A 22,200-nucleotide genomic window follows, 5' to 3' on the forward strand; every position below is an offset into this window, starting at 1 on the left:
TCAATCCATGTAGTCGTTGATCAGATTCTCCAGCATCTCCTGGCGTCCGCTCGTGGGAATCACGCGGCCAACTGTGAGGGCGTGCTTCTCCAGTGTCTCAAACGTGGCCTTGCCAGAGGTGATGGTCTCACCAATACCAGAGTTGAAGGTCGCGTAACGGGCTTTTACGAAACCGTCGAGTTCGCCATCCGCCACAATGCGGTGGGCAATTTTCAGACCGCGAGCAAAGGCGTCCATGCCACCGACATGGGCGTGGAAGATGTCCACCACCTCGTGGCTCTCGCGTCGAACCTTGGCGTCAAAATTCAGCCCTCCTGTGGTGAAACCGCCTGCGCGGAGAAGCTGCAGCATCATCTGCGTGGTCATGTAAACATTCGTTGGGAACTGGTCGGTATCCCAGCCGACGAGTTCGTCGCCGGTATTGGCGTCGATGCTGCCCAAGGCCCCCGCGTTGGCCGCAACGGCGAGTTCGTGCTCGACTCGATGCAGCGCGAGCGTCGCATGATTGGTCTCGATGTTGAGCTTGAAATGTTCGAGCAGGTTGAACTCACGGAGGAAGTTCAAACACGCAGCCGCGTCGCTATCGTACTGATGCGTCGAGGGCTCACGTGGCTTGGGTTGAATGTAGAACTGCCCTTTGAAGCCGATCTTCTTTTTGTAGTCCACGGCCATGTGCAGGAAGTGGGCGAGGTTCGACACCTCACGCTTCATGTCGGTGTTGAGCAACGTCGCGTAGCCTTCACGACCACCCCAGAACGTGTAGCCCTCACCACCGAGACGATGTGTGACCTCCATCGCCTTCTTCACCTGTGCTGCGGCGATAGCATACACGTCCGCATTCGGGCTAGTGGCCGCCCCGTGCATGTAACGCGGGTGGGCAAAAAGACAGGCGGTGCCCCAGAGGAGCTTGATGCCTGTCTGCTCTTGAAGCCCTTTGAGATGATCTGCTACGGCATCCAGTGCATCACTGCTGGCCTGAAGATCATCAAGCTCGGGAGCGACATCGCGGTCATGGAAGCAGTAAAAGCCCAAGCCCAGCTTCTGCATCATCTCAAAGCCAGCATCGGCCACACGCTTTGCGTTTTCGACACTGTCGCCGCCATCATCCCAGGGACGCTGGCGTGTGCCCGCACCAAAGGGGTCGGAAGAAGTCCCCTTCAAAGCATGCCAATACGCGAGCGAGAAGCGCAGGTGCTCACGCATGGTCTTGTTGCCCACCACTTCATCTGGATTGTAGTGACGGAATGCGAGGCGGTTCTTGGTCTTTGGCCCTTCATAGACGATGGCCTTGATGTCGGGAAAGTGTTCGTGACTCATCGCGGAGTCCTTGGCGTGGGTGAGTATGTTTTGCATGGCAAAGTGGCGTGCGTATGGGTGATTCGTGGCTGGTTTTGAAAATCTGCGCCGCTTGGTCACCGACCGGGACAAAAGACTCGGTTCAGAATAGCGGTCTGAGTGTGATAAACTTGCTCCGATCCTAGCCTGATCTGCTCCCAATGTTTAGAGACAGGCCGCCATTCTTTGTTAAAATCCGGCCATGAGCCTGCCCCGCCTTCAAGCCGAGTTCTTTGCCAAAATCGCCGATCAACAGAGCGTCCGAGTCATCTTCGAGCACATGCCCGGAGTGTTCTTTTTCATGAAGGATGACCAGGGACGCCACATCGCTGCTAACAGCGCCACCTTCGAGAGATTCGGCATTAAGAGCGAGACCGAGCTCGTCGGCGCGATGGACGAAAAGTTCTTCCCGCCGGAGGTCGCAAAGGCCTACCGTGAGGACGATCAAAAAGTCATCCGCAGTGGAAAAGCACTCATCAACCGCCTTGAGGTCTGGTATGACGAGCAGAGGAACCTAAACTGGTTCCTCTGCACCAAGCTGCCCGTGCGAGACAAGGGTGGCAAAGTCATCGGAGTCATGGGCATCACCCGACGCGACGAGGACCGAATGCACCACCACGATGTGCGTGAGGTGACCGCCGCCGTGCAATACGCCCGCGAGCACTGCCACGAGATCGTCACCACAGGTGAGCTTGCCCGAGCTGCCGGCCTTTCCGAACGCCACCTGCACCGTAAACTCCGCTCCGCCCTCGGGCTCAGCCCATACGAGCTGCTTATCCGAACACGCATTCAATCAGCCGCAGAAGCTCTCGCTAAAAGCTCCGCCCCCATCGTCGAAATCGCACTCAACCATAGCTTCTGCGACCAGAGCGCCTTCACCCAGCAATTCCGCAAACGCACCGGTATGACACCGAAGGAGTTTCGAAAAAGGCATCAGGGATAGCGGCGGCCACAGCGAGTTCGACCACCATTCACAGATTCACTCATGGTAGTGCCACTGATCCTGCCGATGGATTCCCGGCGGATGTCCCGCTCCCGAGCGGCTCGGTTTCCACACCGGTCTGCTGCAACATGCGGAAGCAGAAGATGGCTTAACGGCGTGTTGTTCTGCGTCAGTTCGCGTTATGGGCCACAGCCCAGGCGTTGGCGGAGCCGGTCAGGCGGACTTCGACTTGATCGACGTAGTGTCCGGGGAACTCGGCCACGTTTTGCTCCGACTGAGGGGCTTTGGAGACCACGGCGGCTTCGATGACGAGGAAATCGGCATCCATTGGCACCACCAGTGGCATGGAGACGCATTGCCAGGTCGCTGCATCGGAGTCGGCGACCACGGTGCGAGCGGATCGGCTCACGCTGGATTCATGATCTTCCCAAAGCCTCGGCGCAGCGGCGATGTCGCCACGAAAGGCTGCGGCCTTCACGTTGAACTCGAACGATCCGCGTTGCGGCATCGGGATGGCATTGAACTGCGCGGACACTTCGACCAATGGCTCGCCACCCGATAACTCCGCTCGCAGCGGACGCAGATCGATCACCTGTGCTACTGATCCCACATAGCTGAGTGTATTTTTTGGAGATAGCTCATGGTCCGCTCGCAGGATACGCAACATGTGCTGGCCTTGCTTGGGTGTGATGCCATTCTCCGCTGTCACCACGCGTGAGAAGTCACCGCTCCAAGCCCCCGCCTGCGAAGGAATGCCCCGCGCAGGCACTTGCGATCCCGATTCAAAGTCCGCATCCGCCACAGGCAATGCTTTGCTCACCACCACGGGCGCTTTCGGCTGCGTGTAGGCAAACACCACCGACGTGCAAAACATGCCCAGAGCCAATCCCGCTGCCGCTGCCGCGATGGGCCGCCAGTTGAGCCAGTTGAACGTCGATGGCTGACGCGTCGGTGCCTCGAAAGCGCGGACATCGGCGATTTCATCCATCCACAGACTCTCATCCACCGCGAGGCAGGAGTGCGTGTCCGCCAGTTGCAGATACAAATCACGCACTGCCGCATCGGATCGCAGTTCGGCATTGAGCCGCGTGATTTGCTCGTCCGAGGCCTGACCGTCCAGGCAGGCCTGGATGAGATCGCTGAGTTCTGGGTGATCGTTCTTCATCGTTTAACACTCCTGTTGAAGTTTTCGCTCAATGCACTGGTGCAGGGCCTGCCGGATGCGTTGCAGCGATTTGTAAATCGCCTCCACACCCCGACCGAGTCGCCCCGCGAGAGCCTCAATGCTCTCCTCATCAAAATAGTAGCCACGCACCAGCCGGCGCTGCTCCTCCGGCAATCGGCTCAGGCAATCCCGCAAATGCTCACGCCGCACATCCAACGTCGAAGCCACCTCCACACGCCGCTCGTCCAACAGCACCGCCACATCCTCATCAATGAGCCGTCGGCGCCGTGATTCCGTCCGCAGATGCATCCGCGCCTCATTCAGCGCAAAGCGACAAGCCCAAGGAATGAAAGGCTTAGCAGGATCATACTTCTCCCTGGCCTGCCACAGCGCCACCGCCGTCTCCTGCACTACATCCCGCGCATCACTGACATTCGGCACCAGTGCCATCACATAGCGCAACAACTCCCGCTCTGACTCCAAGAACAGCCGCATGAACTGCTGATGCGTCAGCGGCGGGGTGGAGGGATGGGTGGGTGCGAAGTCCATGTAGCCACTCTCTGCCGAAGTCGGGCCTTTTTGGACATCTTTTTAGCCTATTCCAGCTCTCGTTCAGTCACTGACCGCAAATCGACACACTCAATGCATTGGCCGCAGAGGTTCGATGGAGCTACTGACGCCTGCGACGCGTCACAAAGCCTGCGAAGCCGAGCATGAGCAGCAGAGCGCGGCTGGGCTCGGGCGCGACGAAGACGGTGCTGATGGTGCCGTTGGTGGTGAACTGGCTGATGTCCCAGGCGTAGCCGGAGCTGGAGATATCAGGGAGATCGAAGCCCAGATTGTCATCACCATTGCCGAGGAGGTAGCCGCCATACGAACCCGCAATGAAACGGCTGGCGAAGGTGGTGGTGGAGGAGATGTTTGTCCAATCAAGGAGATTAAAGACTTCCACGCCGGTGGGTGTGTAACCTGGGGCTGTCACGGCGAGGCCTCCATTGAAGTTCAAGGTGCCAGCCGACAAGCCATTGAAGGAGAGCAAATCACCCGTCCCACCTGGGTTGAGGCCCAAGATGGTGCTGCTACCGCTCTGGAAGTCGAAGGTGCCACTGCCCGATGCAGGCGTGAAGTTCAGTGTGCCGTAGTTGGCTTGTGCGGTGCCATCGCCAGCCTGAACGGTGGAGCCACTCTGTGCAGTGAAGGTGGAACCCTTCACGATCCCCGTGCCGAAGATGGTGCCGCCTGTCTGCACCGTGACAGCGCCTGTGCCGGTGGTGCCGGTTCCTGCGATGCCGACTTGCAGACTGCCTGCGGTCACTGTGGTGGTGCCAGCGTAGGTATTGAGGCCACCCAGGGTGAGTGTGCCTGCGCCATTTTTTGTGACTGTGGTGTTGTTGGCGTTATTGATGACGCCCGTCAGTGTCAAATTGCCAGCCCCTCCAAAAACCCAACCGCCCGTAGCAGTGGCCGTGCCGGTGGTGAGATTGCCACTCATGCTGAGGGTTTGGCCAGATGTGGTGACGTTGATTGTTGAGTTGCCATTGTTATCACGACTGAAGCCCTTGTTGCTGGAGAAGGTGTTTCCCGTGTAGTTGAGCGTGGCACCTGACTGAACATAGGCACTATCTTTGCCAATGCTGCTGGCTCCGGTCAGATTGCCCATGGAAGCGACATTCGCTGTGCCGCCAAACATTTGGAACCTCGAATTGGTATTGTTCGTGCCGTTGAACGTGACCGTGCCGCCTTGGACGTATATCCGATCCATCGTCCCAAAGGTGATTTCTGTGCCAAGGGTGTTGGTGGTGTAAAAACTCACGATGCCAGAACTGCCGCTCGTGCCAGAGATGTTCAGGGTATTTCCCCCGGTAGTTAGGGGGCCACTAAAATTGATGCGGCTATTCGCTATCGCCCACGTCTGATTCGCAGTCAGTGTGAGGCCTCCATTGAACGACAGCGCCGAGGTGCCGGTGCTCATCGTTATATTTCCGCCCAGGCTAGTCGCGTGGTTAAAGGTCAATCCGCCGGCTCCAGACTTGGTGATACCACTGGCCCCGATGGTGAGGGTGGCACCGGCGGTGTTGTTGATCGTCAGTGCATTCGCAGAGGTGGCGGCGATGCCCAAGACCGACACGTTGCCGCCCAGAGCCGCCGTCCTCGCCGCAGTCAAAGTGCTATCAATGAGCAGCAGATCAGTTCCGGTTGGTGCAACGCCCCCCGTGTAGCTACCGCCGAGATTCAGAGCGGTGGTGTTATCAGCTTTGGTGACGTCAGCGGAGGCACTGGGGCTCACATAGACGACTGCTGCAGCGGTGATCGCTCGGCAGCTCTGCAAAAGATATTTTTTCATGGTTGGGCAGTAGAGGGGCCTATTCAGGTGCCATGTCGATGCGTCCCGGGCTGGGCATCCAAGATGGATGGCAGGACTGCTCTATCCCTAACTCACCAGGGAATTGGCGATATGGCCCGGTCAGGCCATTTTGGAGGTGGAAGCGCCCCCTACAGCAGCCCCAGCTCAAATGCCCGAGCCACCGCCTCGGTGCGATCAGAAGTATCCAGCTTGGTTCACACGGCCTTGACGTGATGTTTCACCGTGTGCTCACTGATGCCGAGGGTTTGGTCGAGAGTCAGCGACGCCGACGGCGAGCAATGAGACCCATGAGGCCGAGCATGAGCAGCAGAGCGCGGCTGGGCTCGGGTGCGACGAAGACGGTGCTGATGGTGCCGTTGGTGGTGAACTGGCTGATGTCCCAGGCGTAGCCGGAGCTGGAGATGTCGGGGAGATTGAAGCCTAGATTGTCATCACCATTGCCGAGGAGATAGCCGCTGTAAGAGCCTGCACTGAAACGGCTGGCGAAGGTGGTGGTGGAGATGTTGGTCCAATCTAGGAGGTTAAAGACATCCACACCGATGGGTGTGTAGCCTGGGGCCGTTACGGTGAGGCCTCCATTGAAGTTCAAGGTGCCAGCCGACAAGCCGTTGAAGTTCAGCAAATCACCTGTCCCCCCTGGATTGAGTCCCAAGATGGTGCTGCTGCCGCTCTGGAAGTCGAAGGTGCCACTGCCCGATGCAGGCGTGAAGTTCAGTGTGCCGTAGTTGGCTTGTGCGGTGCCATCGCCAGCCTGAACGGTGGAGCCACTCTGTGCAGTGAAGGTGGAACCTTTCACGGTCCCCGTGCCGAAGATGGTGCCGCCTGTCTGCACCGTGACAGCTCCTGTGCCGGTGGTGCCGGTGCCACTGCTGCCCACTTGCAGACTGCCTGCGGTGACGGTGGTGGTGCCGGTGTAGGTGTTAGTGCCTGTGAGAGTGAGCGTATTGGTGCTCAGGCTTCCGAGGGTCACGCTGCCTGCTCCAGCGATGACACCGGCGTAGGTGCCAGCGGCGGTTTGATTGACGGTGAAGTTGCGGCCTGTCTGTGTATTGATAGTGGCGGTGTTGGTGCCACTGGTCGGCGTGGCAATCGTTCCACTCAGGCTGCCGACTGTGGTGTCCACGGCGGTGGCGAGATTGAGGACGGAGGCCGTCCCGGCGGCGGTGCTGTTGGTGTTGCTGACCGTGAGTGCCCCGGTGGTCGCACCGAGGGTGCCGCCCGTGCCGACGGTCAGAGTGCCTTGATTCACGGTTGTTCCACCGGTGTGGGTATTTGCGCCAGTGAGAGTCTGGGTGCCGGTGCCGATCTTGGTGAGGTTCACTGTCCCGGTCGTGTTCTTGATGACGCCAGCGAAGGTGTTCCCGGTGGCGTTCGCGGCGCCGACCGTCAGCGTGACGTTGCCGCCCGCCGTCACGTTGTCGATGATTGCTCTAGTTCCAGCGGAATTGCTGTTGTTTAGGCCATTGACGGTTTGGTTGAAACCATTCAGGTCTAGGATCGCATAGCCGGTGCTCCACGTGGTCAACTGCAGATTTCCTTTGCCGGTGCCGGAGGGCAAGACATTGCCCGCACCCAATCGCAGGGTCGAGTTGTTGCCGCTGTCGGTGTAAACCTCGGTGTTGCCAGCGTAATCGTTGGTCGTGCCCCCAATCACGATTGCACCGGCAGAAGCGCTTCGCACCCTGATCCCACCGGTGCCGGTGAGGCCGCCTGTAAGATTCATGTTACCATTCAAGCTATGCCCCCCGCTCGTCAGAGTGATGCGATGGTTCGCCACCGTGAGCGTGGTTACTCCGCTATTATTATATAGAGCGCTACCTAGAGTCAGCGCATTAGCGTTGGTGCCAAGCAGGTCCTCGTTGGCGAGGTAGAGCGAGGCCCCAGCGGTGATGGTTCCACTGAAGCCGCTGTTCGAGGTGCCGGTCAATTTGAGACCGCTTGTATATTGTGTCCCCGTGCCCTGCGTTACCGTCAACGCACTGGAGCCGGTCAGAGAGCCCACGGTAAGATAGCTGGTATTCACCGTAATCCCGCCTGCGGAATTCGCTGCCAGCGAAGCCACCGTGGTGTTGCCGTTGGCCGTAAAATTGCCGCCAGCGAGGACCAAACTGACCGCTGAGTTGAGGGAGGAGAAGGATACGGTTCCAGCGTTTGCAGTGAGTGCTCCGGTGAAGGTGTTGCTGCCGGTGAGAGTTAAATTGCCTGCGCCGGTCTTGGTGAAACCGGAAGTGCCAGCGAGAACCGAGGAGATGGTTCCAGTCTGGCCGGAGGTGGTCACGTCGATGAACGGATTGCTGCCCGCCAGCGTGATCGTGCCACCGCTGATGGCTTTGGTGGCGCTGAAGGTGATGCCGTTGGTGAAAACCGTGCCGCTGACGGTAAGGTCACTGCCGGTGATGGCGTTGTTGGTCGCGCCGTTGGTGCTGTCCCAAGGGGTGCCGGAGACGCCGGACCAGTTGGTGGCGCTAGTGTCCCACGTGGTGCCGGGGCCAGTCCAAGTGCCAGTCGCAGCTAAGCCAGACGTGCTCAGAGCGGCCCATGCTGCCAGCAAACCCAGGCATGGCCGTGAACGTATCAGGAAAAAAAGCTGTCGGAGCGCTTGGTTGAGGGGCTTTGTCATATAACCAAAAAGGCAAGGTTATAGAGACACCCCAGAACCCGATCACCGATATGGCCCGATCAGGCTATTTTGGAGGTGGGAGATCCCCCCTACAGCAGCCCCAATTCAAACGCCCGTGCCACCGCCTCGGTGCGGTCGGAGGTATCCAGCTTGCCGCACACGGCTTTGACGTGATGCTTCACCGTGTGCTCGCTGATGCCGAGAGCTTTGGCGATTTGCACATTGGTGAGTCCACGCCGCAAACCATCGAGCGTTTCCAGTTCGCGTGCACTGAGGGCCTCCATGAGCGGCTGGGGCACGGTATTCGAGTGTTCCCAGCACTTCTTGCCCTCATGCACTTGGAGGATGCTTTGGCTGAGTTGTTCCAGTGTGACCTGCTTTGGCAAAAAGCCGTGAGCACCCAGATCGCGAGCACGGCGCACCTCATTGGCGAGCGAACTGGAGGCAAACAAGATCACGCGGGCCTGCGGATTCGTCTGGAGCAGTTGTTCGAGCACATAAAAACCATCCTTTCCCGGCAGACGCACGTCCAGCAGCGTGATGTCGGCCTTCAGCGCGGCATGGAGTTGGATCGCCTCACTGGCATTACCGGCCTGGCCGATGATCTCAAAGGCTGCATCCAGTGCCAGCATGGAGGCGAGCGACTCTCGCAGCACCGCGTGATCATCGACAAGCAGGATGCGGATGGGTTTGGCAGAGGTCATGGGGCTGTGTTTGGAGAAGGGGTTTTCGGAAAAAGAGACGCAAGTGCGTCCCAAGGCAGTTCAATGTGCAGCCGCGTGCCCTGCCTGGGCGCGGAGGTCAGTTGCAGCGTGCCCCCGAGTTCATCCACGCGGCGTTTCATGCTGCCCAAGCCCAGTCCACCCTGCGCGGTGGGTTGAACCGTCGCCGAATCAAAACCGTGACCGTTGTCCTCAATGGTCAAATGCAGTGCCTCATCGGCAAATTTCACCTGCACCTGGATCTCGGTCGCCTGCCCGTGATTCAGCGCATTTTGCACCGCCTCCTGCGTGAGCAGCAGCAGACTCCCCGCCGCACGTGCAGGCACCGCTTGCGGCGAGCCCTCGCGACTCACCTTCACCACATCCGCAGGCCAGTGATCCATGCCCGCGAGCGCATGAGTGAGCAGCTCGGAGAAATCCGGCTCGCCTTTCGCCAGCTCATGAATACCCCACATGATGGAGCGCATCTCATGCTGACTGCGGTCGAGGATCTTCTTCGCCGCCGCCACATGCGGCAGTGCCGCAACAGGATCACTCTCCGAAAGTCTGGCCACACTCTCCAGTCGATACGACGCCGCATTGAGAAGCTGATGCACCCCATCATGAAGATCACCCGCCAGGCGAATGCGCTCCCGCTTTGCCGCCTCGTGCTCCAGCTCTGCGTCACGATGCGTGCGCAGCGCATTCTCGATGCGCAGCGCCTGCCGCTTCACCGTCCGGCGCAAAAGCAGCACCCAAGCCATCACAAGGCTCAGCAAAGCAGCTACACCGGCCAAGGCCAACTGAAGCCGCCTCAGCGTCCACCACGACGGCGCACTCAGCACCTGCAAATCACCCGCCTCACGCAGCAGCAGCTCCACGCCCACCGGACGCCGAAACTCCGGCAGCGGATCGCCCGGACCATGCAGCACCGTGGCCACACCCGTCACCTCCACCACGCTGCCCGCCAGCGGAGCCTGCGAGAATCCACCCGCCCCCGAGGCAAACCTCACCGCCACCTGTTCGCCGGATTCCGCCTGAATGGAAAACGCCTCAGTCCCAGCCGCGAGATGGGCCATCAGCGTGCCTTTGATCCGCACCAGTCGATAATTAAAATCCTTCGGTGGCAGTCCCCAGGACCGACCTGAGTTATCATGGCTCGCTCTCAGGATCTCCTCCACACTCGGCGTCACGGCAGGCGGTGCCTCGCCATCGGCGATCTTCTTCACCGCCGCATTGGTAAAAAACGCGATCGGCTGCCGCGCCTCGATGAAGCCCGAAACCAAAACGCGATCTCCCACCCGGATGCCCTTTGCTGTCGTGGCTCGCACACTCACGCCACGCTCTTCCGACTCGATCACCAGCTCCGTCGCCGACACCCAAGTCACCGAGCCCTCCACCGACCGCCGATGCCGTGACACGCCCTCAGGCCGGAACAACCGCAACGCCCCAATCTCCACTCGCGGCACCGAAAACGGATCAGGCGGCGACTTCATCAACGTGAAGTCATCCATCGCACTCACCGCGATACGCACCCCTGTTTGTTCCAGGCGCGAGTTATACAGCGTCAGCACCGTCCCTCGCGCCACCACCTCCGCATCGATCACCTTCTCCGGTTCATTCCACGGCTCTTTTTTCATCCACAAAAGCGTGTAGTCCCCCGAGCCACTGCACACACGCAAAGCACGCATCTCGTCCTCCCCATCCTCGATCACCGACTGCACCACCACCTTCTCCAACTCGATCCGCTGCCCATCCTCGTGCCCACCACTCAGATGCGCGATGCTCACCTTCCTCAGCGGCCACGCCTTTCCCGGACCGAGCACCGAAACTCGCTGCGCTACAATCACCGGCGCATAGCCCCCCGCGCTCGTCACCCCCTCCACCTCGATCTCCAAATTCGCATGCAACTTCCACGCCTCCGCCTCCGCCTTTGATTCGGCACTCGGTAGCGCATAAATGCCCGCCGATTCATCCGCCAAAGTGAAATCAGGCCCCTTGCCCCCGCGCAACCATTCTACCACACCGCGCACCCGCACCGGCAAGCCCTCTGCAGCCACCTCACGCGACAACGCACGAACATCCGCAATCCGCGTGATCGGCTCCGCCGCCACCGTGACAGTCGCCAGAGCGATAAAGAGCACGCAGAAGATTCCGTAACGTCGAGCAGCTGAATGAGTGTCCATGAGAAGAGCAGAAAAGGTGAACTCACTTCCCAATCTTCAATAACTCTCCCTCTTCGATGGTCATCGTCCCATCGACCCCATCCAGGGTGTAATCGACCTTCAGTTGTTTCTCGATGCCGTTCGCAGGGTCACCAAAGTTTTCAGCCGTAGCAGCCACCGGGAGTGCCTCCTCGATCCAGTCCGCCACTTTTTGGGTGACATTGACCACAGTGTTGTTGGCGAGATCGCCATAGACCGCGTTTTTGATCATGAGGCGTGTGTTAGTCTCACGTTTCACCGGCTTGAGCATCAAGAACGGGTTCCCGATCATCAGAATGCCGGAGACGATATCGCCAGGTGCTTTGTCGCCCATAGCGTGTTCAATCTCGTGCGCCTGCTTGCACGGCAGATAGGCTTTCCCGAGATAATCTCCGGCACGCAGGCGCTCGTAAATGAGATCATCGAAACCAACTCCGCCGCTGCGGACTTGGCCGACTAAGGCCTGGCCGAGATGCTTCGAGAATACCCAGCTCAGGCCGCAATTCGGGCCGTTGTCATCCTTCTCCGTCTTAGTCCAGTTCGCCGCAAAACAGCCATGACTAATGGTGATGAGCGATCCGGTCTTAAAGTCGAAGATTTCCTGCGCCATCAGATCCTCGTCAAACAACGCGTGCCCCGTCTCATCCGAGTGCAGCGCGATGCAGGTGAGAGTGTAGCTATGCTTCTTGAAGGCCTCCAGCGCCGCCTTGTGCGTGCAGCCCTTGCCCTCCAGGATCGTCACATCCCCCGGCGCAGAAAAGCGGGCACCACCGCGCCGCTTGAACCAATCTCCCGACCCAGCCCAATCTTCTGTGGGCTCGTCTGAACTGAAGAAAAGCGTGCGCGGTTCCGGGACTACCTTGCCCGTGTAGAAATCGTGCGTCTTGGCAAAAAATCGCCGCAGTGCGGGAAGATCATCTTCCAGAGCCTTTTCGGTCGCTCGGATGTTCGCCACCCAGACTTTGAGTTGCAGGTTGCCGACGTAGGAATCGTCCACGCCGTCCTTATTTTTGTCCACAAACGCAATGTCGAAGTCCTCATAATAGACCGGATTTGGATTGGCATTCTCATGCATGAAAAACCGGTGCATCGGCATCGCACCGACAAGGACGACGCCGTTGATCACCTTTTCGCGATGCAGGCTCTTAACGGTCTCCCGCACCGCCTTCGGCGTCTCCCATTTGCCTTGGATGACATGCATCTTCACCGGAAAACGTGCCTCCACATCCTGCACATATTGCTCCAACGGCCCCTGAAGCGACCTGAAAGTGCGCTCGTGCAGCAGCATCGCCACCTGATCCTGCGCCATCGCTGAGAGTGGGAACAGGCCCACGAAATATAAGGCCAGAATGAGTTTGAGGGAAGGCATGTGGGTGAGAATCGCGAGACGTGGCCCAGTTGGCCATGCATCTCTAATCTGCCAGCCACGGCTTGCTTTGGACATTTTTCTACCAACACCTGAAGAAAGCAGATGGTTCGGTGATTGCCCGATGGCTGCGGCTAAAGCCGCATGGGATATGCAGAGTTTCGCCTGAAGCCACTTTATCGAATCGCCGACAGTTTTGCCAACTCCTCCGCGCTCAGAGCCCGATTGAAAACCGCCACACCGCCGATCCAGCCGGTGAAACCCACGCTGCGGCTGCTGTGAATGACACGGCCGATGGTGAAGGGACCGCCGCCGTTGGGTTCCTTTGGCGTGTAGAGGTCGTGCGGATACCACCAGGGGTTCAGGCGCAGCGCCACGAGGTCACGGGCGACCTCTTTTCCGCCGTGCAGGGTGACTTCGATCTTGGTGAAGCGGTGCTCGCGCAGCTCAACGCGTTCATCGGCGGACTCACGCAGCACCTTCACGTTCAGCGGCTCACCTTCGGGCGGGTTGTAGTATTGCTCTTTGGGGAAGGTTTCGTCCTCGCCGTCTTGTTTGCCGGGCAGCGTCGCAAAGTAGCCCTGCATGTAGGCGTTGTAGGCGGACTTGATAAGGCCATCCTTTTTCGGGTTGTCGAGCCAGCGGTCGCCGGAGACGCCGTTCAGCCAACCGGTGAGTTCGTCCTTTTCATGATCAAAGTTCATCGCGAAGCACTGCCAGGACTTGTCGAGCACCTCGGCGGACGATTCGGCGGGCACTTCGGGCGCGAGGTCGGTGGAGTTGCACTTGTGGAGGGCGTATTTGTTCAGGAAGGAGCTGGCTCCGTTCTCCGAGACATGGCCACAGGCGCTGCCTTGCTTGTTCAGGCCGGCAAAGAGCGCGTATTGACGCTGCCCACGCTCCACTTTGGCGATGGTGGTCGTGGTCTTCTCCTTCAAATCGGTGCCTTCATGCCAGATACCTGCGAGAGCGTGATTTCCGCTCTCACGGATGGCCCACACGACGACCGTGACTGACTTACCCGCGCCTTTGATGTCGAGTGGCGTGTCGTGCAATCGCTCACGCGGCACGAAGAGGAAGGGGCGGAAGTCGGGATCGGTTTCTTTGACGATGCGGACGGCATTTCCGAAGGGTCCACGACCCAGCAGAGGAAAATCGGCATACGTGGCCTCACGACCTGCTCCCCAGTAGTCTTTGATGTAGTTCGCGGCATCGAGCGGGTAGTCGGTTTTTGAGCCGGCGGGCACATGGGCGATGAAACGCTTCTGACCGTCCGACTCACGCTTCACGAAGTCCCAGAAAGCGACCATGCCGGGAGTGCCGGTGACGCTGGTGGCAGGCTCAGTAGCAAAAAGAGGCGTTGTTAGCAAAGTAAGGCTGAGAAGGCGTTTCATGGAGTCGAAAACCTACTTTGCCGGAAGCCGACGAATGGCAAAAGACAAATGCGGCGAGCTTACGAGAGAAAACAGCGTCAAGGAGCAGCTTATCCGCTCGCAACTTCTGGGAAATTGCCGAGTCGAGGCTGGAATGAGCTTTGTCACAAATTTCCACCACGAGGTCCGACTTGGCATTTAGCTTCGGCTGCTCATCCACGGCTGCCCAATACCACGCGTCACTCATGAAGAGCGCGGTGGCGTGTGGGTTGCAGTCCTCCTCGGTATGGACCGACTTACCGTGATCGTTGATCATCGCATGATCAACGAGTTGGCAGAGTTCCATGCATCAGCTCTACCCGGCTCATCATGATGGCCCGGCCACGCAACAGCACACGATCACCATTCACACTCAGTTTCACCACGCCACCTCGTTCGCTGGCTTGGTAGGCGGTGAAGTCTGATTTGCCGAGCTGCGGCTGCCAGTATGGGCCGAGAGCGCAGTGCGCGGAGCCGGTCACGGGATCTTCATTCACTCCTGCGGCAGGCGCAAAGAAGCGGGAGATGAAATCAAACTCCGGTGCCTCACTTCGGCACGTCGCGATGACGCCTCGCATCGGTAGCGTCGAGAGCGCGGTGAAGTTGGGCGTCAAGCTGCGCAGCACCTGCTCACTCGCTACTTCGACAAGATAATCCATGCCGTTGAAGCCACAGGCAATCGGTTCGCAGCCCAAAGCGTCCGCCAATCCTCGCGGTGCATCGCTGGACACACAGACCACTGCTGGGAAATCCATCTCGATCCAGTCGCCATCGCGCCGACAGGTGAGCCAGCCGCTCAACGTGTGAAAACGCGCGGCCTGATCCCTCGACAGCTCTCCCGTCTCCCACAACGTGAATGCAGCCGCCAGCGTGGCATGACCGCAGAGCTTTACTTCGACGGTGGGCGTCAGCCAGCGAAGCGAAAAACCCTCGTCGATCACCTCCAAGAAAGCTGTCTCCGACAGGTTCATTTCCCGCGCAACGAACTTCATCCACGTCTCGTCCGCAGGTTGATCGAGCAGGCAAACTGCCGCCGGATTGCCGCCAAACGCTTTGTCCGTGAAGGCATCAATGACGTGGAGAGTGGCGGGCATGAGATAACCTAAAAACTTGGTTCAAGTTTCAAGTTCAAAGTATCAAGCGCTCAGGTTCAAAGCGTTGCGATCGTTGTGTGCCACACTTTTTGAGGAGTTCCGGCAATGCCTCGTAACACCGTGATTCGGAGAACCTGAAACCTGACACTCGGATTGAGGGATAAAGACGAAACTAAAGGCACCGCTCTCGATGGTCTGGCGTTATGAAATCTGCCAGGGCTCACGGGCTGGCCGTGCGAGCATGGCGGCCGCTTCGGCGTCGTCACCGAGGATGCTCTCGGACTTTGGATCCCAGCGCAGTCCACGGCCCAGTCGCAGGGAGATATTGCCCAGATGCGCGATGGTGGCACTGCGGTGGCCGACTTCGGGTGGGCAGATGGTTTCCCGTTTTTCGAGGATGCAGTCGATGAGATTGCGCGAGTGACTTTTACTCTCGTAGAGATGAATCTCCTCTGGGCGGATGCGGTCACGCAGCAGGTCGGTAGGCGTGCTCTGGAGGGCTCCACGGCCGACGGTGAGGGTTTTGCCGTTCTCCCCTTCGAAGACCAGTCCAGATTTGTTTTTTTCTGCATCGGTGACGGTCACGGTGATGCCGCTTTCGTAGCGCACGCCAAAGGAGAAGAGTTCCGGGGTCTGATAAAAGCCGCCTTTCGCTGGCCATTCGGGTTTGGGATCAAAGATCTCCACGGGGCCGCTGCCGTCCATGCCGAGCGCCCATTGCAGGATGTCGAGGTGGTGGGCTCCAAAGTCGGTCACATTGCCGCCACCGTGCGGCCAGAGCCAGCGCCAGTTGCTGTGCAGGCGTGCGGGGCAGAAGGGGAGATCGCCCGTGCAGGGGCCGAGCCACAGGTCGTAGTTCAGTCCCTCGGGCACTGGCTCGGTGGCGGTGAGGTGGGCGCTTTTGTTGTTGTCCCGATTGTGGCTGGCGAGTCCGATGGTGACATGCTGGATCTTGCCCAGGCGACCATTGCGCACGAACTCGCAGGCCATGCGAAATCGGATGTCGCTGCGCTGCTGAGAACCGACTTGGAAGCGCACGCCGGCCTTGGCGACTTCATCACAGAGCTTTCTGCCTTCCCGCACGGTTAGCGAGACGGGTTTTTCGCAGTAGATGTGCTTTCCGGCCCTGGCGGCGAGGATGCTCATCGGCACATGCCAGTGGTCAGGGGTGGCGATGAGGACGGAGTCGATGTCATCGCGAGCGAGCACTTCACGGAAGTCTTCATAGGCTTTGCAAAAGCTGCCGCTGCCTGATTTCGTGGGCGAGGCTTCCTTGTAGTGCTGGTCCACGATGAGGCGTGCTGGCTCGCGACCGAAATCAGATTTGAAGGCGCGATTGTAGCGTGCGCTCTGCCTTTCCACATCACATACGGCGACCACTTGCACGCGCTCGTCTTGGAGGAAGCCCCGCATGTCCTGCGTGCCCTGGCTGCCCGTGCCGATGACGGCCATCGTGACGCGCTCTGAGGGTGCGGGGCGGTCTTGTGCATGCAAGGTTGGCGAGGGGAGGCGCCCGGCAGCGACGAGTGCGGCCAGGGATTTCAAATGATGGCGGCGGGTGTTCATGGAGGTTTCGGCGTGAAACTGGTTGTGTGGTTTTGTGAAGAAGTGCGTGTCACTCAAAACTGTAGCATCTTTCCCACTGGCAATGGTTTGCCTTGGCGGATGGACTCCTCCGCGACGAGGCATAGTCCGGCGCTCCAGAGGCCATCCAGGCCGGTGGCGATGGGTTTTCTACCACGACGCACCATGTCGATGCTTTGGGCGATTTCTTCCCGCAGCTCAAAGACTTCCCCACTTTGCTTGGTGAGCGTCACTTCCTCCAGTTTTTCACCGTCGAAGACTCTGAGAAACGCGTTGGGTTCCAGGGTGCGATCTAGCGCACCGCTCCAGCCAGCCCAGAGTGCGCCCTTGGTGCCGCTGACCTTGACGGTCTGGTGGTGCTCAAAGGCGGCCAAAGTCTGCGATACCACCGCGTAGCTGCCATTGGCGTATTTGAACATGGCGCTGAAGTTATCGTAGAGTGTGGGGCGCTGCGGATCGCGGGAGTTGCCATAGGCGTAGAGCTCCACGGGGTCGCCGCTGTCTTCGAGATACCAGCGGGCGAGATCGAAGAAGTGAATGGGCTCCTCCAGCACCCAGGAGCCGACGCGGTTCTGGTCATAGCGCCAGCCGCTCGCTCCCGTGCGGTAGGGTTTGCGCAGCAGCTCGACGAGCACGTATTGCGGATCGCCGATGGTGCCTGCGGCGATGATTTCTTTGATGCGGCCCCACTGTGAGGAAAGGCGCAACTCGTGGCCGACTGCGAGATGCACGCCGTGATCGCGTGCGCCAGCTACGATGGCTTTGCAGTCTTCGAGCGTGATGGCCATCGGCTTTTCTAGAAGGACGTGTTTGCCCTTTTGCATGGCCGCGAGCGCGATTTCGCGATGCGTGTGACTCGGCGTGGCGATGTCGATGATGTCGAAATCGGCCTGCGCGATCATTTCGAGGCTGTCGGCGAAGATTTGGGCTTCAGGATAGAGTTTCCGAGCTTCCTCCCGCGAAGCCTCGGAAGGCGCGGTGATGGCGACAAGGCGGGCATCGGGGTTTCCGGCGATGGATTGCGCATGGAATTTTCCCCAAGCGCCGAATCCGGCGAGAGCGAAACGAACAGGTGGCATAAGGCGGAGAGAGAAGGGCTGAGGGTGACGGATTTTGATTAGATGCGAGGGGCGGTCGTCAAGGGTGTGACGGGATCAGCCACACGGCGGTTTTGCAGTTCGTTGATGCGGCAGGTCGGGAGTTTTGGCAGCACGTATTTCGCGAAGAGATCGCATTCGTCGAGGTGTGGGTAACCGCTGAGGACAAAGGCACGCATGCCCATGTCCATGTAGCGATTCAGTTTGGCGAGCACTTGATCGGGATCGCCCACGATGGCGCTGGCGCAGCCGCTGCGGGCGAGGCCGACGCCGCTCCAGAGATGATCCTCGATGTAGAGGTCTTTGCTTTTGGCGCGGAGCTCGTCCTGACGCATGACCCCGGCGCTCTTGCTATCCTGCGAGCGGGCTTTAATCTCCGCGCCTTTGGCGGCATCGAGTTTGGAAATGAGGTGATCCGCAGCGGCGCGGGCCTCGGCCTCAGTTTCGCGCACGATGACGTGGCTACGAAAGCCGAAGTCGATCTTGCGGCCATAACCGGCGGCTTTTTCGGACATCACGCGCATGGTTTCGGCGATGCGGTCCTCCGTCTCCGGCCACATGAGGAAAACGTCGCAATGCTTCGCGCACAAATCCTGTGCGGCGGGCGAGATGCCGCCGAAATACATGAGTGGGCCGCCGTTCTGCTGATAAGTCTTCGCGGGCTCGGTGGTGGGCAGGGAGATGTTGTAGTGGTTGCCCTTGAACTCATACGGGCCGTCCGTGCGCCACATGCCCTGGAGGATCTGGATGATCTCGCTGGCTCGTTCGTAGCGGGTTTCATTGCTCTCTTTCATGCCGGGCATGTCGGAGGAGATGATGTTGATGCAGAGTCGGCCTTTGAGGATGTGATCGACGGTGGCTAGGGCACGCGCGAGCATCGGCGGCCACACCTCGCCCATGCGCAGGGCGACGAGTAGATTGATCTGCTGCGTCTGTGGTGCCAACGCGGAGGCAAAGGCTAGGGCGTCCTGTCCCGCGATCCATCCGGAGGGCAGGAGGATGTTTTGAAAGCCGTGAGCATCCGCTTTGCGCACGATGTCGCCACAGTGCTCATAGCTGCTGCGGAGGCTGCCATCAGGCACGCCGAGGAACTCATAGTCGTCGGAGCAGAGTGCGGAGAACCAGGCGACTTCGCATTGGCGGCCTTCTGTGCGGAGGGAGATGGGGGACATGGTGGTGAGCGGGGATGGGGTGAAGAAGAGTAACGGCGTGCCGACTTTAGTTATTGCAGTATTGGAATATGTGACAAGGTTTTTTTGACCGTCGAGCATTTTTATCTGGCTGGTGGTTCGGTTTGCCATTCGTGTTTTTGATCCAAGCACCAGCCTGGAATGGGCTCAGGGCACCGAATGGCCCTTCGCCGCCTCCCATAGCTCATACCACTGCTGCCGATCCAGCTTCACGGTGTCCGCTGCGGCGGCCTGGCGTATCCGCGCAGGCTGATTCGTGCCGATCACGACTTGCGGGCGGCTGGGCAGCGCCGCCACCCAGGCTAGGGCGATGGCGTCTGGCGTCACGCCATGCAGATGCGCCAGCTCCACCAGCTTTGCCCGCAGTCGCACGCTGTCCGCATCCTCCGCCGTCATCAGCTTGCCGCCTGCCAGCGGGCTCCAGGCCATGGGATGCGTATCGTTCAAGCGGCATTGGTCCAGCGTGCCATCATAGATCGCATCCATGCGGGCGAGACTCAGCTCCACCTGGTTCGTCACTGGCGCATGGCCCAGAAAGCGGGCCAGCAGGGCGCTCTGATGCGTGTTGTAGTTGGAGACACCCACACTGCGCACTTTGCCAGCCTTCATCAGGGATTGCAGCCCCGCTGCTGTCTCCGCCGCGTCCGTGAGCCAGTCTGGGCGATGCACCAGCAGCACATCGAGGTGGTCCGTGCCCAGCTCACTCAGCGAGCGGTCCACGCAGGCCGTGATGTAAGCTGCCGTAGCATCGTAGTGATTCACCCGCGTGCCGGGGCGATTCTCGCACGAAACATTGATCGCGCACTTCGTCACGATCTCCATCTGGTCACGCAGGTGCGGCGCATCCTTTAGCACCTTCCCAAACAATCCTTCGCAGGTGTAGTGGCCGTAGATGTCCGCATGGTCAAAGGTGGTGATGCCCAGCTCCAGACAAGTATCGATCTTCTGGCGCACGCGGGCGACATCACAGCCATCAGGGTCATCGGCGAGACGCCAGACACCGTAGGCGAGGGCGGAGACTTCAGGGCCGTGGGGTGAGAGGGCAAAGCGTTTCATAGGCAGGTCAATACAGAGGCGTTCATCTCAGCGGGTGGCCCAGGACTGCGCCAGATGGCAGGCGGACTTCATCTGCTGCTCAAAAAGCTCTCCAGTGAGGCCCTCCAGCATCACTTGCCCGGCGGCATCGTAGGCGGCTGGGGATAGATAGAGGAACTGCGGCACCACCACGCAGCGGTGGTCCACCATCAGCGAGTTCGCCAGCGGCAGCGGGGCCAGATACGAGCGGTCACCGCCCGCGTTCGCCACAAAGGTCACCACCTTGTCCTTCCAACCCTCATTGGTCACTTCGATGAAGTTTTTTGCCGCCGAGTTCGCCTGGTAGTTATAAACAGGGAAGCACATCACGATGAGGCCCGCGTTCTTCACACGAACGGTCATCGCCTTCACCCGCTCATCCGCGTAGCAGGTGGCACCATCGCACTGCGGCAGTGGCTCTGCGGACAGATCGGCTAGGTCCACGGTCATGCCAGAGGATACAAGGCGTTGTTGGACAGTGCGGGCGGCGGAGAGGGTTTTGCTGCCGGGTTTCAGGGCGGTGGTGACAATGAGAGCATTCATAGGATGATGAGAGCAATGCGCGATTGCATTTCTTCCAATACTGGAATATATACAGATGCTCAACCTCTTTCTCCCTTCCGCACCTCTTTTCATGAACTCTGCAACCACGCCCCACATCGCCATTCTCGGTGGTGGTTACAGCGGCACGCTCGCCGCGGTGAACCTCGTCCGGCTCGCCACGAACACTCCGCGCATCACGATCATCAACGATCACCGTCCCGAAGGCCGAGGAGTGGCGTATGGCACGCGGCGCTTGGAGCACTTGCTCAATGTCGCCGCGCGGAACATGTCCGCCTTTCCCGATCTGCCGGATCATTTCGTGAACTGGCTGCGCACCCGCAGCGACTACGATCTCGTGCCCGACTACGAGCTGCGTGAGCGCTTCATCCCGCGAGCCATCTATGGCGACTACCTCAAATCGCTCGCTCATCACCACCTTGTTGAGGTTCAGCATGTCAAAGGTGAGGCGGTGGGTGTGGAGAGTGATGGCACGGTAAAGTTAGCCTGCGGTCGGGAGGTCAAAGCCGACCGCATCGTGCTCGCCACCGGCAATGAAGCACCGGCTGATCTCCCAGGCTCCGAAGCCCTCACCGCTCATCCCGCTTGGGTCGGCAACCCGTGGCTGCCCTGGCATGAAAAGCTGCCGCCTGACATCGGCACCATCATCCTGCTCGGCACTGGATTGACCACTGTCGATGCCATCATCACGCTGCGCTCACTCGGCTGGCTCGGTCGCATCCACGCCGTCTCCAGGCATGGTTGGCTGCCGAACTCCCACTTCCGCGGCATCGACTATCCCGACTTCCCTCCGCCGGATACCGACCTCGCCAACCTCGGCCTCGAAAAGCTCACCGCGCTCATGGAGCAGCACTGCACCCGATTGCGTGAAATGGGAGCCAACCCCGCCATCATCGTCGATAAGATGCGCCCGCACACGCAGCGAATCTGGGCGCGTTTCACCCTGGAGGAAAAGAAAACCTTCGCACGTCATCACGCCGCACGCTGGAACATCCTCCGGCACCGCATCGCCCCAGAAATCTATGCGCAGATCACCAGCGCCCAGCTCACAGGCCAGCTCCAGATTCATGCGGCGAACATCGAGCGCGTGGAGGCGGCTGGAGGCCAAGTGCGCGTCGTCTTGAGCAGCGGCAAGCACCTCGAAGGCGATCTCGTGCTCAACGCCACCGGCCCGCAAACGCGTTTCACAGCCACCAAATCCGTCTTGCTGCAAAACCTGCTTCGTCGCGGCCTCATCGCCCCAGACGACATGGGAATGGGTGTGCGCATTCAGCCTGATCACATCGTCGTCGATCGTGATGGCAAGCCCTCACCGCTCCTCCTCGCCCTCGGGCCGATTTTGCGTGGCACCTACTGGGAAACCATCGCCGTGCCCGAACTCCGCAGTCAGGCCAAACACGTCGCAGAAACCCTCCTCGGTCTCGGAACGAGCGAGGAATCGCAACAAGTGATGATGGAGTTCATGATCTGAGGTGGTAGAAACCCTTCG

General features: G+C 59.6%; 16 protein-coding genes and 1 pseudogene. 2 read left to right on the plus strand and 15 right to left on the minus strand.

Annotated features, from left to right (window positions below; genetic code table 11):
• Positions 1 to 1,317 carry a xylose isomerase gene (gene xylA, locus IPK32_23575; GenBank protein MBK8094865.1) on the minus strand — a complete coding sequence of 439 codons (1,317 nt, stop codon included), beginning with the start codon at positions 1,315 to 1,317 and terminating at the stop codon, positions 1 to 3.
• Positions 1,318 to 1,576: 259 nt separating this feature from the next.
• Here xylA and IPK32_23580 point away from each other — a divergent pair, with 259 nt between their 5' ends.
• Positions 1,577 to 2,278, plus strand: a complete 702-nt coding sequence (locus tag IPK32_23580; protein MBK8094866.1) for an AraC family transcriptional regulator — start codon at positions 1,577 to 1,579, stop codon at positions 2,276 to 2,278.
• Positions 2,279 to 2,447: 169 nt separating this feature from the next.
• Here IPK32_23580 and IPK32_23585 read toward each other — a convergent pair whose 3' ends face one another.
• The 14 genes and pseudogenes from IPK32_23585 to IPK32_23650 all read right to left on the minus strand — a co-directional run bounded on the left by IPK32_23585 (position 2,448) and on the right by IPK32_23650 (position 20,693).
• On the minus strand, positions 2,448 to 3,443 hold the full coding sequence (locus tag IPK32_23585; GenBank protein ID MBK8094867.1) for a hypothetical protein: 996 nt from the start codon (positions 3,441 to 3,443) through the stop codon (positions 2,448 to 2,450).
• Between the two features lie 3 nt (positions 3,444 to 3,446).
• Positions 3,447 to 3,992, minus strand: coding sequence for a sigma-70 family RNA polymerase sigma factor (locus tag IPK32_23590; protein MBK8094868.1), 546 nt, complete (start codon positions 3,990 to 3,992; stop codon positions 3,447 to 3,449).
• Positions 3,993 to 4,113: 121 nt separating this feature from the next.
• Positions 4,114 to 5,787, minus strand: a complete 1,674-nt coding sequence (locus tag IPK32_23595; protein MBK8094869.1) for an autotransporter-associated beta strand repeat-containing protein — start codon at positions 5,785 to 5,787, stop codon at positions 4,114 to 4,116.
• A 277-nt stretch (positions 5,788 to 6,064) separates the two neighbouring features.
• Positions 6,065 to 8,359, minus strand: a complete 2,295-nt coding sequence (locus IPK32_23600; GenBank protein ID MBK8094870.1) for an autotransporter-associated beta strand repeat-containing protein — start codon at positions 8,357 to 8,359, stop codon at positions 6,065 to 6,067.
• Positions 8,360 to 8,517: 158 nt separating this feature from the next.
• Positions 8,518 to 9,132, minus strand: a complete 615-nt coding sequence (locus IPK32_23605; GenBank protein ID MBK8094871.1) for a response regulator transcription factor — start codon at positions 9,130 to 9,132, stop codon at positions 8,518 to 8,520.
• Positions 9,129 to 11,315, minus strand: a complete 2,187-nt coding sequence (locus tag IPK32_23610; GenBank protein MBK8094872.1) for a sensor histidine kinase — start codon at positions 11,313 to 11,315, stop codon at positions 9,129 to 9,131. The genes IPK32_23605 and IPK32_23610 overlap by 4 nt, the downstream gene beginning before the upstream one ends.
• A 1,560-nt stretch (positions 11,316 to 12,875) precedes the next feature.
• Positions 12,876 to 14,018: pseudogene (locus IPK32_23615) on the minus strand (hypothetical protein).
• A 22-nt stretch (positions 14,019 to 14,040) separates the two neighbouring features.
• Positions 14,041 to 14,418: a hypothetical protein gene (locus tag IPK32_23620; protein MBK8094873.1), complete on the minus strand. Its 378-nt coding sequence runs from the start codon at positions 14,416 to 14,418 to the stop codon at positions 14,041 to 14,043.
• The gene (locus IPK32_23625; protein ID MBK8094874.1) at positions 14,396 to 15,205 is read right to left on the minus strand and encodes a PhzF family phenazine biosynthesis protein; all 810 of its coding nucleotides are present in this window, start codon (positions 15,203 to 15,205) and stop codon (positions 14,396 to 14,398) included. Before IPK32_23625 ends, IPK32_23620 begins: the two co-directional genes overlap by 23 nt.
• A gap of 201 nt (positions 15,206 to 15,406) precedes the next feature.
• Positions 15,407 to 16,771, minus strand: a complete 1,365-nt coding sequence (locus tag IPK32_23630) for a Gfo/Idh/MocA family oxidoreductase (GenBank protein ID MBK8094875.1) — start codon at positions 16,769 to 16,771, stop codon at positions 15,407 to 15,409.
• A gap of 53 nt (positions 16,772 to 16,824) precedes the next feature.
• Positions 16,825 to 17,868: a Gfo/Idh/MocA family oxidoreductase gene (locus tag IPK32_23635; GenBank protein MBK8094876.1), complete on the minus strand. Its 1,044-nt coding sequence runs from the start codon at positions 17,866 to 17,868 to the stop codon at positions 16,825 to 16,827.
• Positions 17,869 to 17,906: 38 nt separating this feature from the next.
• A complete protein-coding gene (locus IPK32_23640) occupies positions 17,907 to 19,058 on the minus strand; it encodes an LLM class flavin-dependent oxidoreductase (GenBank protein ID MBK8094877.1) in 1,152 nt (383 codons plus the stop codon).
• Positions 19,059 to 19,223: 165 nt separating this feature from the next.
• On the minus strand, positions 19,224 to 20,132 hold the full coding sequence (locus IPK32_23645; GenBank protein MBK8094878.1) for an aldo/keto reductase: 909 nt from the start codon (positions 20,130 to 20,132) through the stop codon (positions 19,224 to 19,226).
• Positions 20,133 to 20,159: 27 nt separating this feature from the next.
• On the minus strand, positions 20,160 to 20,693 hold the full coding sequence (locus IPK32_23650) for an NAD(P)H-dependent oxidoreductase (GenBank protein MBK8094879.1): 534 nt from the start codon (positions 20,691 to 20,693) through the stop codon (positions 20,160 to 20,162).
• A gap of 91 nt (positions 20,694 to 20,784) precedes the next feature.
• On the opposite strand from IPK32_23650, the gene IPK32_23655 reads away from it, so the two are divergent.
• Positions 20,785 to 22,182: an FAD/NAD(P)-binding protein gene (locus tag IPK32_23655; protein ID MBK8094880.1), complete on the plus strand. Its 1,398-nt coding sequence runs from the start codon at positions 20,785 to 20,787 to the stop codon at positions 22,180 to 22,182.
• Positions 22,183 to 22,200 lie beyond the last annotated feature (18 nt).

The sequence above is a fragment of the Verrucomicrobiaceae bacterium genome (genome assembly GCA_016713035.1).
GTDB lineage: Bacteria > Verrucomicrobiota > Verrucomicrobiia > Verrucomicrobiales > Verrucomicrobiaceae > Prosthecobacter.

Bases quoted from the DNA above. Each gene is read 5' to 3' on its own strand.
- IPK32_23605 (MBK8094871.1), bottom strand. From the start codon at position 9,132: ATGACCTCTGCCAAACCCATCCGCATCCTGCTTGTCGATGATCACGCG.
- IPK32_23620 (MBK8094873.1), bottom strand. From the start codon at position 14,418: ATGGAACTCTGCCAACTCGTTGATCATGCGATGATCAACGATCACGGT.
- IPK32_23630 (MBK8094875.1), bottom strand. From the start codon at position 16,771: ATGAACACCCGCCGCCATCATTTGAAATCCCTGGCCGCACTCGTCGCT.
- IPK32_23595 (MBK8094869.1), bottom strand. From the start codon at position 5,787: ATGAAAAAATATCTTTTGCAGAGCTGCCGAGCGATCACCGCTGCAGCA.
- IPK32_23650 (MBK8094879.1), bottom strand. From the start codon at position 20,693: ATGAATGCTCTCATTGTCACCACCGCCCTGAAACCCGGCAGCAAAACC.
- IPK32_23655 (MBK8094880.1), top strand. From the start codon at position 20,785: ATGAACTCTGCAACCACGCCCCACATCGCCATTCTCGGTGGTGGTTAC.
- xylA (MBK8094865.1), bottom strand. From the start codon at position 1,317: ATGAGTCACGAACACTTTCCCGACATCAAGGCCATCGTCTATGAAGGG.
- IPK32_23635 (MBK8094876.1), bottom strand. From the start codon at position 17,868: ATGCCACCTGTTCGTTTCGCTCTCGCCGGATTCGGCGCTTGGGGAAAA.
- IPK32_23645 (MBK8094878.1), bottom strand. From the start codon at position 20,132: ATGAAACGCTTTGCCCTCTCACCCCACGGCCCTGAAGTCTCCGCCCTC.
- IPK32_23640 (MBK8094877.1), bottom strand. From the start codon at position 19,058: ATGTCCCCCATCTCCCTCCGCACAGAAGGCCGCCAATGCGAAGTCGCC.
- IPK32_23585 (MBK8094867.1), bottom strand. From the start codon at position 3,443: ATGAAGAACGATCACCCAGAACTCAGCGATCTCATCCAGGCCTGCCTG.
- IPK32_23590 (MBK8094868.1), bottom strand. From the start codon at position 3,992: ATGGACTTCGCACCCACCCATCCCTCCACCCCGCCGCTGACGCATCAG.
- IPK32_23610 (MBK8094872.1), bottom strand. From the start codon at position 11,315: ATGGACACTCATTCAGCTGCTCGACGTTACGGAATCTTCTGCGTGCTC.
- IPK32_23625 (MBK8094874.1), bottom strand. From the start codon at position 15,205: ATGCCCGCCACTCTCCACGTCATTGATGCCTTCACGGACAAAGCGTTT.